This window comes from Micrococcus sp. KRD026 (assembly GCF_017168445.1).
GTDB lineage: Bacteria > Actinomycetota > Actinomycetes > Actinomycetales > Micrococcaceae > Micrococcus > Micrococcus luteus.
This window is the reverse complement of the sequence record NZ_JABFBA010000023.1, coordinates 43,228-59,603: the sequence shown is the minus strand read 5'-3', so window position 1 is coordinate 59,603 and position 16,376 is coordinate 43,228. Positions and strand designations below refer to the sequence as shown.

Below are 16,376 nucleotides of genomic sequence, written 5' to 3'. Positions count from 1 at the left end.
GTGCTGCTGGTGCTCGAGGCCGGCCTCAGGCGGTGACGTGGGCGAGGACGTCGTGCAGGGTGACGACGCCCTGGACGCGGCCGGCCTCGAGCACCAGCAGCACGGGGTCCTGGGCGAGGCGCCGGGCCACGGCGCGCAGCGGGGTGCGCGCCCCCAGGCAGGGCAGCACGGGGCCCATGACGTCGGCCACGGGGGTCTGCGCGGTGGCCCGCCCCTCAGCGAGGGCGTCCGCGAGCGCGGCGGAGGAGACGGTGCCGCGGACCTCGCCGATCCGCAGGTCGTGCCGGGGCTCGAGGATCACGGGCAGGGCGTCGACGCCGTACCGGTTCATGGTCGCCACGGCGTCCGCCACCGAGGTGGTCGGGGCCGCGGTGACGAGGGTGGGCACGGAGCCCGGGAACAGGTCGGCCTTCTCGGTCAGCAGCTCCCCCGCCGTCGCGGACCAGCGGTCGGCCTCGGCGGGGGCGCCCGCGCGGGTCGCCGGCTCGGCGTCGGCGTGCTCGAGCACCTCGACGGGCGTGCCGGCCCCGCCGGCGGCCCCCGTGGCGCCGTCGTCGTCCATCTGCGGGACCGCCGAGCGGGTGCGCCCGCGCGCCCACGCCGGCAGCACGGTCTCGCGGACGTCGTAGTCGAAGCCGCGCTCGTCCATCCACGGGTCGTTGAAGATCTTGGCGAGGTAGCCGCGGCCCGAGTCGGGCAGCACGATCACCATGACGTCCTCCGGGCCGAGCTCGCGGGCGGCGCGCAGGCCGGCGACGACGGCCAGACCGGAGGAGCCGCCCACGAGCAGGCCCTCCTCGGCGGCGAGGCGGCGGGTCATGGCCAGGGCCTCGGCGTCCTCGACGGCGATGACCTCGTCCGGGACCGCGGGGTCGTAGTTGTCCACCCACATGTCCTCGCCGACACCCTCGACGAAGTAGGGCCGGCCGGCGCCGCCGGAGTACACCGAGCCGCTGGGGTCCGCGCCGATCACGCGGACCGGACCGGACGGGCGGTCCGCCGAGACCTCCTTGAGGTAGCGGCCGGTGCCCGTGATGGTGCCGCCCGTGCCGGCGCCCATCACGACGTGGGTGACGCGGCCGGCCGTGTCCTCCCAGATCTCGGGGCCGGTGGTCTCGTAGTGGGAGGCCGGGGCGGCGGGGTTGAAGAACTGGTTGGGCTGATAGGCCCCGGGGATCTCCCGCACGAGGCGGTCGGCGACCCCGTAGTAGGACTCCTCGGACGTCGGGTCCACGGCGGTGGGCGTGACGACGAGCTCGGCGCCGTACGCGCTGAGCACGTCCCGCTTCTCCTGACCCACCTTGTCCGGGGTGACGAACACGGTGCGGTAGCCCTTGAGCTGCGAGACCAGGGCCAGCCCCACGCCCGTGTTGCCCGAGGTGGGCTCCACGACGGTGCCGCCCGGGCCGAGCAGGCCCTCGCGCTCGGCCTCCTCGATCATCTTCAGCGCGATGCGGTCCTTCACGGAGCCGCCGGGGTTCAGGTACTCGACCTTCACCAGGACGGTGGCCTCGATGCCCTCCGTCACGGAGTGCAGCTTCACGAGCGGGGTGTGCCCGATCAGCTCGAGGACGTTCTCGGCGTACTGCATGGGCTGCGCAGGGGTGGGCGCGGGGGTCTTTTCACTCACGCACCCCACGCTACGCCAGGGGCCGGACGCCGAAGGAGGGCTCCGGACACGCGGGGCAACGCCCGGCGTGCGCGCCGTCACGGCCGACGTCGTCCTGTCCGGGCCCGGGTGTACGGTGCGGGCATGACCGCCCCGGACGCCGAGCGCCGCGTGCGCGTGCCCGTCCCCGTGGACGTCGCGCTCACCCTGCGCCCCCTGCAGCGCGGTGCGGCCGACCCCACGGTCCGCGCCACACCGCAGGGCGTCTGGCTCACTCTGCGCTCCCCCGCCCCGGACGTGGCGTCGGACGGCCCGGGCCGGCCGACGTCGTTGCTGGTCTCCGGCGTCCGGGAGGCCGCAGGGGGCGGCACCGCGGTGACGGCCCGCGCGTGGGGCGCGGGCGCGAGCGCCGCCGTCGCCGGCGTGGAACGCCTGCTCGGCCTGCACGACGACGGCTGGGACGCCTTCGACGCCCTGCTGCGGCCGGACTCCGGCGCGCCCGCGCTGCCGCCGCACGTGCGCGAGGCGCGGCGGATGCGGGCCGGGCTGCGGCTGCCGGCGGCGGGCGCGCTGTCCCGGCAGCTGCTCACCGCCGTGCTCGAGCAGAAGGTCACCCACGACCAGGCGCGGCACGGCTGGCGCACCCTCGTGCGGCTGGCCGCCCGGATCGACGACGACGGGCCCGCCCCCGGCCCGGTGCCGCCGGGGATGCTGCCGCCGCCGACCCCGGCCGCCGTCCTGCGGATCCCCTCGTGGGACTGGCATGCGCGGGCCTGGGTGCAGCCCTCCCAGTCGCGGACCATGCTGGAGGTCGCCCGGCGGGCCGCGAGCATCGACCGGCTCGGCGACGCGGTCGCCCCCGGGGACACGGCCGGGGTGGCCGCGCTGGCCCGGCGCCTGGAGTCGGTGCCCGGGATCGGGCCGTGGACCACGGCCGAGGCGCTGCAGCGCAGCCACGGGGCGGCGGACCTCGTCTCCGTGGGCGACTACCACCTGGCGCAGTACGTGGGGCAGGTCCTCACGGGACGCCGGACCGACGACGCCGGGATGCTCCGCCTGCTCGCGCCATGGGCCGGGCACCGGCAGCGGGTGGTGCGGATGATCGGGCTCTCCGGAGAGCGCAAGCAGGCGTTCGGGCCCAAGCTCGCCCCGGCCGACCACCGCGCCCACTGACGCGACGCCGGGCCGGCCGAGGCCGTGCCGGCGCGTCCGCGCGACCCCTCCGCTCCTGCACAGGCCGCTGCTCCCGGCGTGTCCTCCCCAGCCCCGGCCGGGTCCGGCCGGCCGCCCGCCCCGGGTTCCTAGCGTGGGCGATGCCGCTCCGACCGGTGCGGCGCCGCCGGGACCCTGATGAGTCCCCACCCGGGAGGAGACCGCCATGACCACCGCCTTCGAGCCCCGCCCGCACACCGCCGCCGCCCCGCGCGAACCCGACCCGCACGGCCCCGGCACGCCCGGCTCCCTGCGTCCGGGCGAGCGCGGCTCCGTGCTCATCGTGACCCGCCACCCCGACCCGGACGAGGCCATGCGGCACGCGATGGCCTGGATCACCGCCTTCGAGGAGGACTGCGGCCTCGTGCTGGACACGGACGAGACCGCGCTCTACGCCGTCGGCCGAGCGGGCGACCTGGGTGAAGCCCTGCGTCGCGGCCCCCTGGTCCACGAGGACGGCAGCCCCGCCGACACCTCCGCGTTCGTGGACGCGGTGCTCGCGGACGGCACGTGGCGCCTGCGCGACGCCGACCCGCGGGCGTGGTCGACCACGTACCGTGCCACGATCCTGGGCGCCGCCCCCGAGGCGGTCTGCACCATCTGGGACGTGTTCCCGCTGCCCGCCGCCTGAGGGTGACGGTCGTCGTCAGCCCGCACCCTGGGCGTGGGCCTGGGCCTGGACGACCTTCGCGCCCTCTTCGCGCAGCTCGACCTTGCGGACCTTGCCGGAGACGGTCATGGGGAAGGCGTCGAGCACGCGGACGTAGGCCGGGATCTTGAAGTGCGCGATCCGGCCCGTGGCGAACTCGCGGACGGCGTCCACGGTGAGCGGCTCGACGCCGTCCTTCATGATCACGCAGGCCATGAGCTGCTCGCCGTACTTCTCGTCCGGCACGCCCACCACCTGGACGTCCTGGATGTCCGGGTGGGTGTAGAGGAACTCCTCCACCTCGCGCGGGGAGATGTTCTCGCCGCCGCGGATGACGAGGTCCTTGATGCGGCCCTCGATGCGCACGGAGCCGTCCTCGTCCATGGAGGCGAGGTCGCCGGAGTGCATCCAGCCGTCGGCGTCCAGCACCTCGGCGGTCTTCTCGGGGGCGTCCCAGTAGCCGAGCATCACGGAGTAGCCGCGAGTGCACAGCTCGCCCGTGGCCCCGCGCGGGACGACGTCACCGGTGGCGGGGTCCACGATCTTCGTCTCCACGTGGGGCATGGTCCGGCCGACGGTCTGGGTGCGCACCTGTAGGGAGTCGTCGCGGCGGGTCATGGTGGACACGGGCGCGGTCTCCGTCATGCCGTAGCAGATGGCGACCTCGGACATGTGGAACCGGTCGATGACCTTCTTCATCACCTCGACAGGGCACGTCGAGCCGGCCATCACGCCGGTGCGCAGCGTGGACAGGTCCAGCGCGTCCGCCTCGGGCCGGGCGAGCATGGCGATGAACATCGCCGGCACGCCGTACAGGCTCGTCGCGCCGGTGGCGGCGACGGCCCGCAGCGCCGAGACCGGCTCGAAGCTGCGCGCCGGGATGACGGCGAGCGAGCCGTGGGAGACGGTGGCGATCACGCCGATCACCATGCCGAAGCAGTGGAAGAACGGCACCGGGATCACCACGGTGTCCTCTGCCGTGTAGCCCAGCAGCTCGCCGATGTGGAAGCCGTTGTTCAGCACGTTGCGATGCGTCAGCGTGACGCCCTTGGGGAAGCCGGTGGTGCCCGAGGTGTACTGCAGGTTCACGGGGTCCGCCGACCGGGTGGCGGCCTCGCGCGCGGCCAGGTCCTCGTCCGAGACCCGCGCGGCCCCGGCCAGGAAGGCGGCCCACGTGCCCTCGGCCACGGGATCGGCGGCGTGCCGGCCGGCCACGTCACCGTCCTGCACGTGGGCGTAGGCGTCCTCGCCGCTCCCGGCCGGCAGCATGATCAGCTGCCGCAGGTGCGGCGCCGACTCACGGGCCACGGCCCGCGCGGTGGCGGGCGGGTCCATGCGTGCGTCCGCGCAGGCCACCACCAGCCCGCGCATGTCGCACTGCTCGACCACGTACGTCAGCTCGTGGGCGCGGTACGCCGGGTTGAGGTTCACGAGGATGACGCCGGCGCGTGCCGCGCCGTAGAGCAGCGAGACCCACTCGGCGACGTTGGGGCTCCACATCCCGATCCGGTCCCCCGCCTCGTAGCCCGCAGCCATGAGCGCCTTGGCCACCGTCACGGACTCCTCCCGCAGCTGCCCGTAGGTCCAGGTGCGTCCGGTGGCAGGGTCCCCGTCCGGTCCACACTCCAGGAGGGCGGCGCGGTCGGCGAACCGGCGGGCGGTGTCGTCGAGGTTCTGGGCCAGGGTCTGCTCGAGCAGCTCGACGTCGGTCGGTCCCTGGGTGAAGGACTCGGGGGCGGTGGACTCGGTCATCGGGCGCTCCTCGCGGACGGTCGGGCGACGCCGCACGGCGTCACGATGCACGGCCGTGCCGCCGCCGGACCGCGGAGGGCATCGGGTGTGACACGGACCACAGGCAGGCTACGTCGCCTGGCGGGAGGCCGCCACCTCCCGGGGCGGGGACGCGGGGTGTGCCACGGCCCCGGACGGCAGAAGACCCCGGGACCGTACGGTCCCGGGGTCTTCGTTCCGGTGGCAGATACTGGATTCGAACCAGTGAAGGCAGTGCCAGCTGATTTACAGTCAGCCCCCTTTGGCCGCTCGGGAAATCTGCCGTGCCACCCGGCGGCTGCCGGACGTCTCGAGGACGACCGCACCGGTCGGGCGAGAGTCCACTGTACAGCATCTCCGCGCCACGCCGCCAATCGGCCCGGGACCGCGTCCGTCGTCCCCGGTAGGCTGGCCCGCAGAGCGCTCCGCGCGGCCCCGCAGTGGCCGTCGACGACGGGCGCACCCCGTCCGCAGACCCTGAAGGAGAGCACCCGTGGCCAGCGATTCCACGTTCGACATCGTCAGCAAGGTGGACAGCCAGGAGGTGTCCAACGCCCTGAACCAGGCGCAGAAGGAGATCGCCCAGCGCTACGACTTCAAGGGCGTCGGCGCCGAGATCGACTTCTCCGGCGAGAAGATCCTCATGAAGGCCTCCTCCGAGGAGCGCGTCAAGGCCGTCAAGGACGTGTTCGAGTCCAAGCTCGTCAAGCGCGGCATCTCCCTCAAGTCCCTCGACGCCGGCGCCCCGTTCGCCTCCGGCAAGGAGTACCGCATCGAGGCGACCATGAAGGAGGGCATCGACCAGCCCACCGCGAAGAAGATCACCAAGCTGATCCGCGACGAGGGCCCCAAGTCCGTCAAGGCCCAGATCCAGGGGGACGAGCTGCGCGTGTCCTCCAAGTCCCGCGACGACCTGCAGTCGGTCATCGCGATGCTCAAGGACTTCGAGGACGCGGACCTGCAGTTCGTGAACTTCCGCTGATCCGCACGCCGTCTCCCCTCCGAGCCCACCAGGAGTCCCCATGCTGTACCTGATCGACCCTCGCGGGGCCGTGTGGTCCGCCGACACCACGATCGGCCGGGCGCGGGCCCGGGCCCGCGTGGACGGCCGCCCGGTCGACGACCTGAAGTTCACCAAGGCCGCCATGCTCCTGACCTTCGAGGACCATGTGGACCTCGCGCTGCGTCACGGCATCGCCGCCCCGCGCGGCCTCCTCCTCGACCACGGGTTCGTGGCCCAGGTGCTCGCCCCCGCGAACCTGAAGGCCCAGCGCGCCAACCAGGACGCGATCGCCGAGCAGCTCGCGGTGGTGGAGCGTCGCACGGAGGACGTCGGATCGCTGCGCTCCCACCGGCACGCGGCCGCCTACGAGGGCGCGGACCAGGATCTGGAGCGCCGCATCAAGAAGGCGGAGGAGGCGGCCCGCGAGACGCTCCAGGCGGCCCCGGACGAGGACCTCGTCCGCCACTGGACGCGCCTGGGCGGCGCGGTGCCGGCCACGCTCCAGGCCGACCGCGACCGCTGACCCGCCGGCCGCCGTCGTCGTGGTGGCTCCCGTGGACGGCGGCTCAGGCTGCCGCGAGCCAGACGTTTCGGCGGTTTCGCGGCCCGATCTGCAGCAGAATCATCTGGCTCACGGGCAGAAACGTCTGGCTCGGCGCTCCTCGGCGGTCGCGGGCTCGCAGCCTCCCGCCACGGAACCCCGCGCCCGCTCAGGGTGTGGGGTTCCGCGCGTCGTAGCGCAGGAAGCCGGGCTCCCACCGCATCAGCGCGGTCACGCCGAGCATGCACAGCACACCGCCGGCCAGCAGGGTCGGCCCCTCCCCCAGGCCCACGGAGGCGCCGCCGGTGAGCAGCTCGCCCAGGCGCGGCCCGCCCGCCACCACGACGACGAACACGCCCTGCAGCCGGCCGCGCAGGTGGTCCGGGGTCGCGGACTGCAGGATCGAGCCGCGGAAGACGCCGGAGAGCGAATCCGCGGCCCCGCCCACCGCCATGCACAGCGCGGCGAGGGCGAACGCGAGCGTGAGGCGGGGATCGCCGTCGGGCAGGGACTGCGCCCACCACACCACGCCGCCGAACGCGGCCACCGCCGCGCCCCACACGAGGATCGAGACGTACACGCCCCAGCCCTGCGCATGCAGGCGTGTGAACGGCGCGGAGAACAGCCCCGCGAGGAACGCGCCCGCCGCCATCGCGGCCAGCAGCACCCCGACGGCGGCCTCACCGCCGCCGAGCACCACGGCACCGATGGCGGGCAGCAGGGCGCGCGGGAACGCCGTCGTCATGGCCACGATGTCCGCCAGGAAGGTCATCCGCAGGTTCGGTCGCGAGCCGAGGAAGCGCAGGCCCTCGACCACCGAGGCCAGGCCCCAGCGCGCCCCCGAGGCGGGCGCGGCCTCGCCCCGCTGCGGCGGCAGGGACGGCAGCCGCCACACGGCGTACAGGGCGGCGAGGAAGGTGACGACGTCGATCGAGTAGGTCCACGCGTAGCCGACCGCCGCCACGAGCACGCCGCCCAGCACGGGGCCGACCATGAGGGCCACGGAGAACGTCATCATGTTCAGCGCGTTCGCCGTCGGCACGAGCGGCAGGCCCACGAGCGCGGGGATGATCGCGCCGCGGGTGGGCTGGTTGATGCCGGACGCGCCGGAGTGCAGGGCCACGAGGGCGTACAGCACCGGCACCGACTCGAGCCCGGCCCAGGCCTGCGCGGCGATGCCGACCGTGGTCAGCCACATGACGGCCGAGGAGGTCAGCGCGACGCGGCGGCGGTCGTGCCGGTCCGCGATCGCGCCGCCGTACAGGCCCGCGACCACGAGCGGCACGAGCGCGGCGAGGCCGAGCAGGCCCACCGCGAACGAGGAGCCGGTCAGGGCGAACACCTCGAGGGACACCGCCACGAGCGTGAGCTGCGTGCCCACGTACGCGAGCGTGTTGCCGAGCCACAGCCGCCGGTAGGCGGGTGAGACCCGCAGCGGGGTGATGTCGAGGAGGAGGCGGGCCACCCCGGAAGCCTAGCGCCGGGGCGGCCAGGGCCCGCCCCGGATCAGGCGGTCGGGACGGAGGCCCCGTCGCGGGAGATGCGGGTCATCTCCTCCCGGTCCACGACCTTCACCCGCTCCCGCGCCACCGGACCGGCCTCCGTGGCCTGCGCACCCAGGGACTTCTCATGCTCATCCAGAGCATGCCAACCGGCCCACGTGGTGTACGGGACCTCACGGGACTCGAGCAGCTCGATCACCGACTCCTCGGAGGGCTCCTGGGCCGTCCACAGCCCCGGCTCGTCCTCGATCAGATGCTTGATCGTCTCCAGGGAGTCACCCTTGGTGTGCCCGATCAACCCCACCGGGCCCCGCTTGATCCACCCCGAGGCATACAGACCCGGCACCGGGGCGCCGTCCGCATCCAGCACACGACCCTCCGCGTTCGGGATCACCCCGCGCACCTCATCGAACTCCACCCCCTCCACGGGCGAACCGAAATACCCCACGGCCCGGTAGATCGCCTGCACCGGATAGTCCACGGTCTCCCCCGTCGGACGGACCCCACCGGAACCGTCCAACTCCATCCGGCGCATCCGCAGACCGTCCACCCGGCCGTCCCCGTCCTCGTCCAGGAACTCCTCCGGGGCCTGCAGGAAATGCAGGTGCAGCCGACGCGAGGCGCTCTGCTGACGGTCCTCCTGCTCCATGAGCCAGTTCGTCAACGTCCCCACCATCGTGCGGACCTGGTTGTTCTCCTCGATCGCCTTCTCCGAGGCCTCATCGAAGTCGAAGTCCTCCTCGTACAACACGATGTCCACATCCCGGGAATGCGCCAGCTCCCGCAGCTCCAACGGGGTGAACTTCACCTGCGCCGGCCCACGCCGACCGAACACGTGCACATCCGTGACCGGGGAAGCGGCCAGGTCCCGGTACACGTTGTCCGGGATCTCGGTGGGCAACAGATCCTCGGCATGCTTGGACAGGATCCGGGCCACATCCAGGGCCACGTTCCCGTTGCCGATCACCGCCACCTGCGTGGCCTCCAACGGCCAGTGCCGCGGCACATCCGGGTGCCCGTCATACCAGGACGCGAAATCCGCGCCACCGAACGAGCCGGCCAACTCCACCCCCGGCACGTCCAGGACCGCGTCCCGCACAGCCCCGGTGGAGAACACGATCGCATCGTAATGCCGACGCAGATCCGCCAGGCTCAGGTCCGTGCCGTAGTCCACGTTCCCCAGGAAACGGATGTCCCCGCGGTCCATGACCTTGTGCAGCGCGGTGACGATGCCCTTGATGCGCGGATGGTCCGGGGCCACCCCGTAGCGGATCAGGCCGAACGGGGCCGGGTACCGGTCGAACAGGTCGATGCTGACACGGAAGTCCCGTTCCTCCTTGGTCAGGATGTCCGCCGTGTACACCCCGGCGGGTCCGGCACCGATGATGGCGATGCGCAACGGGCGGTCAGGCCTCGAGGGGGTCAGGGTCATGCTCGTGCTCCTTCGGAGGTCGGGTTCAGGGTCAAGATCGGGGCAGGGACACCGGCTGCAGGCGCGCCGGTGGCGTAGGGGCTCAGGCGCACGACGTCGCCCACGACGATCACGGCGGGGTTCTCCACACCGACGGCGGCCGCCTGCGCGGCGATGGTCTCCACCGTGCCCACGGTGACCCGCTGGTCCGGCATCCAGCCGCGCTCGATGATCGCCACGGGCGTCGCGCCGTCGAGGCCGCGCTCCGTCAGTCGGCGCGCGGTGTCCGCGAGCCGGCGCACGCCCATCAGCAGGACGAGCGTGTGGTCGGCCCGGGTGGGCACTTCGGCCAGCTCTTCGTGGCCGGTCACCAGCGTGAAGCCGGTGGCGACGCCGCGATGGGTGACCGGGATCCCCGCGGCGGCGGGCACCGAGACGGCGCTCGTGACACCGGGGACCACCTCGACGTCGACGCCATGGGCGCGGCAGTGCGCTGCCTCCTCGCCGCCGCGGCCGAGCACGTACGGGTCGCCGCCCTTGAGCCGGACGACGAGGCGGCCGGCCCGGGCCTCCCGGACCAGGACGGCGTTGATCTCGTCCTGCGTGGCCAGGTGGTTCCCGGGGGCCTTGCCGACCTCGATCACGGGCACCGCCGGGTCCAGCTCGGCCAGGAGGGCGCGCGGGCCCAGCCGGTCGGCGACCACCACGTCGGCCTCCGCGAGCAGCTGTCGGCCGCGCACGGTGATGAGCCCGGAGTCGCCGGGGCCGCCGCCGACGAGGGCCACGCGGCCGGGCTCGGCGGACGCGCGCCGCCGGCGCAGCGGCAGCCGCCCCGTCGACAGGGCGAGGGTGATCGCATCCTTCAGGGCGCGGGCGCGGCGAGGGTCTCCCCCGGCGTTGACGGCCACGGTCACGTCCCCGGCCCGGACGACGGCGGGCGTCCAGGCGGCGGAGGACTCGGCATCGGAGGCGTCGACGCACCAGACGCGGCGGGCCTCGGCGTCGGAGGCCACGGCCCCGTCCACGGCCCGGTCGCCGGTGGCGGTCTGGGCGAACCAGACCCCGTCGAGGTCGGACGGGCGGTAGGGGCGGCGGTGCAGGGTGATCAGGCCGGCCGCCGCGAGCCGCTCCACCTCCTCCCCCGGCTCCGGGGCCACCACGGTGACGAGCGCGCCGGCGTCGAGGAGGGCGCCCATGCGGCGGCCGGCCACGCGCCCGCCGCCCACCATCAGGACGGGCCGGCCGAGCAGACGCAGGGAGGTGGGGTACAGATCGGACGCGGTCATCGCGTGCTCCCTTCCAGCAGCCCCCGGCGGCGCAGCATGCGCCGCTCGACGGGGCCGAATACGGCCAGTTCGACGAGGACGCCGACGGCCAGGATGGTCAGGACGGCGCAGAGGACGACGGCGAGGTCGGACGCGGCACGTCCCTCGTGGAGCAGGGTCCCGAGTCCCACGCCCATGGGCCCGCCGACGGCGATGATCTCGGCGGCCATGAGGCCTCGCCACGCGAAGGCCCAGCCCTGGCGCAGGCCGGAGACGAAGGCGGGCAGGGCGGCCGGGAGGACCACCAGCAGGGCGGTCTCGAGACGCGAGGCGCCCAGCACCCGGGCCGCGCGACGCAGCTGCGGCGGCACCTGGTCCGTGCCGGTGGTGAGGCCGGCGACCACGGCGGGGACGGCGCCGGTGAGCATCACGAAGTACGCGGTGGCGTCGCTGAGGCCGAACCACAGCACCGCGAGCGGCACCCAGGCCACGTTCGGCAGCACCATCAGGGCCGTGAGCAGCGGGCCGAACGCCCGCCGCAGGACGCTGACCTGTCCGAGCACCAGGCCCAGCCCGACGCCGACGACCACGGCGAGTGCGAAGCCGACGACGGCGCGGCCCACCGACGTCGCCACTGCCTGCTGGACGAGGCCCTGGGCCCACAGCGTCCCGAAGGCCCCGACGACGTCGCCGGGACCGGTGATCGGCTCACCGCGCGCACCGGCCAGCCACGCGAAGGCCTGCCAGATCGCCACGAGCAGGACGACGGCGGCCACCGGGAGCAGGACCCGGCTCCAGTCCCACCCGGCCAGACCCGTCCGACGGGTCGAGTCGACGGCCTGGAGCGCGTCGAGGCCGCTGTCGAGCTCGCGCAGCTCGTCGTCGGTGGCGGCCCCCGGCGCGCGGCCGGGGGCGTCGAGGGTGGGGGTGTCAGTGCGCATGGCGACGGATCTCCTGACCGAGTCGGGCGGTGATGGCGGCCGTGAGGGCGGCCGCGGCGGGCGCGTCGTGGCGGGCGGCCGCGGGCACGTCCCATTCGGCGACGACGCGACCCGGACGTGAGGACAGCAGCAGCACCCGCTGGCCGAGGCGGACGGCCTCGGCCACGTTGTGGGTGACGAACACGACCGTCCGACCGGTCTGCCGCCACACGCGCTCGAGCTCCCCATGCAGCAGGTCGCGGGTGATCGCGTCCAAGGCCGCGAACGGCTCGTCCATGAGCAGCAGGGGGCGGTCCTGGGCGAGGGCCCGGGCCAGGGCGACGCGCTGGCGCATGCCGCCGGAGAGCTGGTGGGGTCGCAGGTCGGCGGCGTCGTCGAGGTGGACGAGGCGCAGCAGCTCCCCGGCACGCTCCCGACGCTCCCCCGCGGCCACACCGGCGAAGCGGAGGGCGAGCTCGATGTTGCCGCGGGCGGTGAGCCACGGGAAGAGGGCGGCGTCCTGGAACATGAACGCGGCCCCCTCCCGGGGGGTCTTGACGACGCCCGCGGTGGGCGCCTCGAGCCGGGCGACGAGGTTCAGCAGGGTGGACTTGCCGCACCCGGACGCACCGAGCAGGCAGACGAACTCGCCCGGCTCGATCCGCACGGAGACGTCCTCCAGCACGGGCGTGGGCCCGCCGAAGCTCTTGCCCACGTCCTCCATCACCACCGTCATGACCGCTCCCGTCGCGCCGTCGTCATCCGGATCAGGCCTCGTCGCCGCCGCGCACCATGCCGGCGGCGAGCGTGGCCCCGTCGTGGGGGTCGATCACGAGGAACGCCCCGGTGCGCCGATGCACGGCGTAGGGCTCCACGGGCAGCGGCGCGGCCAGGTGCAGGCGCACCTGTCCGATGTCGTTGAGCCCGAGGGTCTCGGCCGGGTCGAGCCGCAGGGTGTCGAGGTCGAGCCGACCGGCCACCTCCTGGACGAGCGCCCGGACGACGGCGGTGCCGTGCTTGACGAGGACCTGCTGCCCGACGCGCAGCGGTGCGGCGGAGAGCCAGCACAGCGCGGCGGCCACCTCCGCGGTGGGGCGCGGGGCGGTGTCCGCGGCGGCGATCGTGTCCCCGCGGGCCACGTCCACCTCGTCGGCCAGGCGCAGGACCACCGACTGCGGGGAGGAGGCCTCCTCGAGGGATTCCCCGGCGGCGTCCACGCCCACCACGGTGGTGGTGCGCGCCGGCTGCCCCGGGGTGAGGACGGCGACGGCGTCCCCGGGCCGGACGGTGCCCGCGACCACCTGCCCGGCGTAGCCGCGGTAGTCGCGGAACACCTCGGGGTCGAGGCCGGGGGCCAGGGCGCCCTGGGGGCGCACCACGAGCTGCACCGGGAAGCGGAAGGAGGCGGCGGCGTCGTCCTCGGCGTCCGCCCCGGGCAGGGACTCGAGCAGCTCCATGAGCGTGGGGCCGGTGTACCAGTCCGTCCGCTCGGAGCGGGTGACCACGTTGTCGCCCTGCAGGGCGGACACCGGGACGCTCACCGCGTCGGAGAGGCCGAGCTCCCGGGCCACGCGCCGGACGTCCTCGGCGATCGCGGTGAAGACCTCCTCGGCGTAGTCCACGAGATCGATCTTGTTGACGGCGACGATCACGTGCGGCACCCGCAGCAGGGCCACCACGCTGAGGTGGCGCCGGGTCTGCTCCACCACGCCCTTGCGGGCGTCCACGAGCAGCACGACCGCATCGGCCGTCGAGGCGCCCGTGACGGTGTTCCGGGTGTACTGCACGTGCCCGGGGCAGTCGGCCAGCACGAAGGTGCGCCGGTCCGTGGCGAAGTACCGGTACGCGACGTCGATCGTGATCCCCTGCTCCCGCTCGGCGCGCAGGCCGTCGGTCAGCAGCGCCAGGTCCAGCCCGCCCTCGGCACCGCCGAAGCCGCGCTCGGCGGAGGTGCGGGCCACGGCCTCGAGCTGGTCGGCCAGGACGGCCTTGGAGTCGTGCAGGAGGCGGCCCACGAGGGTGGACTTGCCGTCGTCGACCGAGCCGGCCGTGGCCAGGCGGAACAGGGTCCCGGCGGGGGCGTGCCGGTCCAGCAGTGCGGTGCTCATCAGAAGTACCCGTCCTTCTTGCGATCTTCCATGGCCGCCTCGGAGATGCGGTCGTCGGCGCGGGTGGCCCCGCGTTCGGTCAGGGTGGAGGCGGCGACCTCGAGCACGACGTCCTCGACGGTGGCGGCCTCCGAGAGGACGGCGCCGGTGCAGGACATGTCGCCCACCGTGCGGTAGCGCACCGTCCGCGTGGTGACCTCCTCGCCCTCGGCCGGGCGGGAGTGCTCCCCCACGGCGCGCCACATGCCGTCGCGGCGGAAGACCTCCCGCTCGTGCGCGTAGTAGATGGAGGGCAGCTCGATGCCCTCGCGGGCGATGTACCGCCACACGTCCAGCTCGGTCCAGTTGCTGATGGGGAACGCGCGGACGTGCTGGCCGGGGGTGTGACGGCCGTTGTAGAGGTTCCACAGCTCGGGGCGCTGGTTGCGCGGGTCCCACTGGCCGAACGCGTCCCGCAGGCTGATGATCCGCTCCTTGGCCCGCGCCTTGTCCTCGTCACGGCGGCCTCCCCCGAAGACGGCGTCGAACCGGTTGGTCCGGATCGTGTCCAGCAGGGGGGTGGTCTGCAGGGTGTTGCGGGTGCCGTCGGCGCGCTCACGCAGCTCGCCGCGGTCGATGTACTCCTGCACGGAGCCCACCACGAGCCGCAGGCCGAGCCGCTCCACCGTGCGGTCGCGGAACTCGAGGACCTCGGGGAAGTTGTGGCCGGTGTCCACGTGGACCACCGGGAAGGGGATCCTCCCCGGCCAGAAGGCCTTCGCGGCCAGGTGGAGCATCACCACGGAGTCCTTGCCGCCCGAGAAGAGCATGGCGGGGCGCTCGAACTCGGCCACCACCTCGCGGATGATGTGGATCGCCTCGGCCTCCAGGGCGTCCTGGACGTCGGGCCCGGCGGGGCTCACGGTCCCCGGGTCGGGGGCATGGGTGAGGGTCATCGTGTCTCCTTGGTCTGTCTCGGGTGCGGCGCTCAGACGTGGATGCCGCACTCGGTCTTCGCGGTCCCGGCCCAGCGCCCGGCACGGGGGTCCTCCCCGGGGGGGGTGCAGGGGCGGCAGCCGATCGAGGGGTAGCCGTTCTGCAGGAGCAGGTTCACGGGCACGTCGTGGTCCGTGGCGTAGCCGACCAGGTCGTCGAAGCTCCACGGGGCGACGGGGTTGACCTTGACCATGCCGTGGGCCTCGTCCCAGCCCACCAGCGGGGTGTTCGTGCGCGTCGGCGCCTCGTCCCGGCGGACGCCGGTGAACCACAGGTCGTATCCGGCCAGCGCCCGGTTGAGGGGCTCGACCTTGCGCATCGCGCAGCACAGCCCCGGGTCGCGGGCGAACAGGTCCTTGCCGTGGCGCTCGTCCTGCTCGGCCACGGTCAGCTCCGGGAGCACGTCCACCACGGTGACGGCGAGGCGGCGGGCCACCTCGTCGCGCGTCGCGAGCGTCTCGGTGAAGTGGTAGCCGGTGTCCAGGAAGAGGACGTCCACGCCGGGCATCCGCTGCGCCACCAGGTGCGGCAGGACGGCGTCGGCCATGGAGCAGGCCACGGCCGCCCGGCGGAGGTCCACATGGCGGGCGGCCCAGTCGACCACCGCCTCGGCGGGGGCGTCCCAGCCGAGCTCGGCGGCGCCGGACTCCGCGAGCGCCTGCAGGCGCTCGAGGTCCTCGGTCGGACGGGTGGGGGGAACGGTGCTCATCGGAGGGCCTCCTCGTCGACTCGGTGCGCCCACCGGGCGAAGGTCTCGCCCGGCTCACGCTGCTCGTCGTACCGGCGGACGACGCGCTCGACGTAGTCGACCAGCCCGTCCGCGCGGACCTTCAAGCCGCGGACGCTGCGTCCGAGGCCGGCCTCGGCGCGGTCCACGGAGGCCAGCCCGCCGCCCAGGTGAACCTGGAAGCCGGGCGTCTGGCCGCCGTCGTCGTCCGGGAGCAGCTGGCCCTTCAGGCCGATGTCCGCGGTCTGGATGCGGGCGCAGGAGTTGGGGCAGCCGTTCACATGCAGGCTCAGCCGCTCGGGGAGGCGGTCGGCGAGGTCGGCCAGGCGCTCCTCGAGCTGGGCGATCGCGGCGGTGGCGGTGTCCTTCGTGTCCACGATGGCGAGCTTGCAGAACTCCAGGCCCGTGCAGGCGATGGTGGAGCGGCGGAATACGGACGGCTCCGGGTCCAGTCCCAGCTCCTTCAAGCCGGCCACGACGGCGTCCACCCGGTCCCGCTCCACGTCCAGCACCACGATCTTCTGGTGGGGGGTGGTGCGCAGCCGCGTGGAGCCGTGGGCCTCGAGCAGGTCCGCGAGGGCGGTGAGGGTGGTGCCGCTGGAGCGGCCGACGACGGGAGCGGCGCCGATGTAGAAGCGGCCGTCCTTCTGCTCGTGGACCCCCACGTGGTCGCCGGGACGGGTG

Annotated in this window: 14 protein-coding genes, 1 tRNA gene and 1 pseudogene; 4 read left to right on the top strand and 12 right to left on the bottom strand. The window is 73.9% G+C overall.

Annotated elements, in window-relative coordinates; all coding sequences use genetic code 11:
* Positions 1–25 precede the first annotated feature (25 nt).
* A complete protein-coding gene (locus J1M40_RS07835) occupies positions 26–1,591 on the bottom strand; it encodes a pyridoxal-phosphate dependent enzyme (RefSeq protein ID WP_036317690.1) in 1,566 nt (521 codons plus the stop codon).
* A gap of 162 nt (positions 1,592–1,753) precedes the next feature.
* Here J1M40_RS07835 and J1M40_RS07830 point away from each other — a divergent pair, with 162 nt between their 5' ends.
* Entirely contained in the window at positions 1,754–2,782 is a 1,029-nt protein-coding gene (locus J1M40_RS07830) for a DNA-3-methyladenine glycosylase (RefSeq protein WP_060973447.1), read from the top strand.
* Positions 2,783–2,987: 205 nt separating this feature from the next.
* Entirely contained in the window at positions 2,988–3,452 is a 465-nt protein-coding gene (locus J1M40_RS07825; protein WP_041103583.1) for a hypothetical protein, read from the top strand.
* Positions 3,453–3,467: 15 nt separating this feature from the next.
* Here J1M40_RS07825 and J1M40_RS07820 read toward each other — a convergent pair whose 3' ends face one another.
* Both J1M40_RS07820 and J1M40_RS07815 read right to left on the bottom strand, forming a co-directional pair.
* The gene (locus J1M40_RS07820) at positions 3,468–5,222 is read right to left on the bottom strand and encodes an AMP-binding protein (protein ID WP_206450661.1); all 1,755 of its coding nucleotides are present in this window, start codon (positions 5,220–5,222) and stop codon (positions 3,468–3,470) included.
* Between the two features lie 220 nt (positions 5,223–5,442).
* A tRNA-Tyr gene (locus tag J1M40_RS07815) sits at positions 5,443–5,524 on the bottom strand.
* A gap of 209 nt (positions 5,525–5,733) precedes the next feature.
* Here J1M40_RS07815 and J1M40_RS07810 point away from each other — a divergent pair.
* Together J1M40_RS07810 and J1M40_RS07805 are read left to right on the top strand one after the other, a co-directional pair.
* Positions 5,734–6,222, top strand: a complete 489-nt coding sequence (locus J1M40_RS07810; protein ID WP_036317682.1) for a YajQ family cyclic di-GMP-binding protein — start codon at positions 5,734–5,736, stop codon at positions 6,220–6,222.
* A 40-nt stretch (positions 6,223–6,262) separates the two neighbouring features.
* Complete coding sequence (locus J1M40_RS07805; RefSeq protein WP_036317679.1) at positions 6,263–6,766, top strand: hypothetical protein; 504 nt, start codon at positions 6,263–6,265, stop codon at positions 6,764–6,766.
* Between the two features lie 187 nt (positions 6,767–6,953).
* On the opposite strand, the gene J1M40_RS07800 is transcribed toward J1M40_RS07805, so the two are convergent.
* From J1M40_RS07800 to J1M40_RS07760, 9 genes and pseudogenes are all read right to left on the bottom strand, one after another.
* Entirely contained in the window at positions 6,954–8,249 is a 1,296-nt protein-coding gene (locus tag J1M40_RS07800) for an MFS transporter (protein WP_098094538.1), read from the bottom strand.
* A gap of 41 nt (positions 8,250–8,290) precedes the next feature.
* Positions 8,291–9,718 carry an FAD-dependent oxidoreductase gene (locus tag J1M40_RS07795; RefSeq protein WP_206450660.1) on the bottom strand — a complete coding sequence of 476 codons (1,428 nt, stop codon included), beginning with the start codon at positions 9,716–9,718 and terminating at the stop codon, positions 8,291–8,293.
* On the bottom strand, positions 9,715–10,983 hold the full coding sequence (cobA, locus tag J1M40_RS07790) for a uroporphyrinogen-III C-methyltransferase (RefSeq protein WP_113914188.1): 1,269 nt from the start codon (positions 10,981–10,983) through the stop codon (positions 9,715–9,717). Before cobA ends, J1M40_RS07795 begins: the two co-directional genes overlap by 4 nt.
* Positions 10,980–11,903: an ABC transporter permease gene (locus J1M40_RS07785; protein ID WP_041104780.1), complete on the bottom strand. Its 924-nt coding sequence runs from the start codon at positions 11,901–11,903 to the stop codon at positions 10,980–10,982. Before J1M40_RS07785 ends, cobA begins: the two co-directional genes overlap by 4 nt.
* Positions 11,893–12,618: an ABC transporter ATP-binding protein gene (locus J1M40_RS07780; protein WP_036316899.1), complete on the bottom strand. Its 726-nt coding sequence runs from the start codon at positions 12,616–12,618 to the stop codon at positions 11,893–11,895. Before J1M40_RS07780 ends, J1M40_RS07785 begins: the two co-directional genes overlap by 11 nt.
* Positions 12,619–12,649: 31 nt before the next feature.
* Positions 12,650–13,990: a sulfate adenylyltransferase subunit 1 gene (locus J1M40_RS07775; RefSeq protein ID WP_036316896.1), complete on the bottom strand. Its 1,341-nt coding sequence runs from the start codon at positions 13,988–13,990 to the stop codon at positions 12,650–12,652.
* Positions 13,990–14,925, bottom strand: a complete 936-nt coding sequence (gene cysD / locus J1M40_RS07770; protein WP_002855962.1) for a sulfate adenylyltransferase subunit CysD — start codon at positions 14,923–14,925, stop codon at positions 13,990–13,992. The genes J1M40_RS07775 and cysD overlap by 1 nt, the downstream gene beginning before the upstream one ends.
* A gap of 32 nt (positions 14,926–14,957) precedes the next feature.
* On the bottom strand, positions 14,958–15,674 hold the full coding sequence (locus J1M40_RS07765; RefSeq protein WP_206450659.1) for a phosphoadenylyl-sulfate reductase: 717 nt from the start codon (positions 15,672–15,674) through the stop codon (positions 14,958–14,960).
* Positions 15,671–16,376, bottom strand: a pseudogene (locus J1M40_RS07760) (nitrite/sulfite reductase); the annotation flags it as partial. The gene J1M40_RS07765 and the pseudogene J1M40_RS07760, both read right to left, overlap by 4 nt.

What these genes read in the sequence shown, in the direction of transcription:
- J1M40_RS07835 (WP_036317690.1), bottom strand. Translation starts at nt 1,591, where the DNA reads ATGCAGTACGCCGAGAACGTCCTCGAGCTGATCGGGCACACCCCGCTC.
- J1M40_RS07830 (WP_060973447.1), top strand. Translation starts at nt 1,754, where the DNA reads ATGACCGCCCCGGACGCCGAGCGCCGCGTGCGCGTGCCCGTCCCCGTG.
- J1M40_RS07825 (WP_041103583.1), top strand. Translation starts at nt 2,988, where the DNA reads ATGACCACCGCCTTCGAGCCCCGCCCGCACACCGCCGCCGCCCCGCGC.
- J1M40_RS07820 (WP_206450661.1), bottom strand. Translation starts at nt 5,222, where the DNA reads ATGACCGAGTCCACCGCCCCCGAGTCCTTCACCCAGGGACCGACCGAC.
- J1M40_RS07805 (WP_036317679.1), top strand. Translation starts at nt 6,263, where the DNA reads ATGCTGTACCTGATCGACCCTCGCGGGGCCGTGTGGTCCGCCGACACC.
- J1M40_RS07795 (WP_206450660.1), bottom strand. Translation starts at nt 9,718, where the DNA reads ATGACCCTGACCCCCTCGAGGCCTGACCGCCCGTTGCGCATCGCCATC.
- cobA (WP_113914188.1), bottom strand. Translation starts at nt 10,983, where the DNA reads ATGACCGCGTCCGATCTGTACCCCACCTCCCTGCGTCTGCTCGGCCGG.
- J1M40_RS07785 (WP_041104780.1), bottom strand. Translation starts at nt 11,903, where the DNA reads ATGCGCACTGACACCCCCACCCTCGACGCCCCCGGCCGCGCGCCGGGG.
- J1M40_RS07780 (WP_036316899.1), bottom strand. Translation starts at nt 12,618, where the DNA reads ATGACGGTGGTGATGGAGGACGTGGGCAAGAGCTTCGGCGGGCCCACG.
- J1M40_RS07775 (WP_036316896.1), bottom strand. Translation starts at nt 13,990, where the DNA reads ATGAGCACCGCACTGCTGGACCGGCACGCCCCCGCCGGGACCCTGTTC.
- cysD (WP_002855962.1), bottom strand. Translation starts at nt 14,925, where the DNA reads ATGACCCTCACCCATGCCCCCGACCCGGGGACCGTGAGCCCCGCCGGG.
- J1M40_RS07765 (WP_206450659.1), bottom strand. Translation starts at nt 15,674, where the DNA reads ATGAGCACCGTTCCCCCCACCCGTCCGACCGAGGACCTCGAGCGCCTG.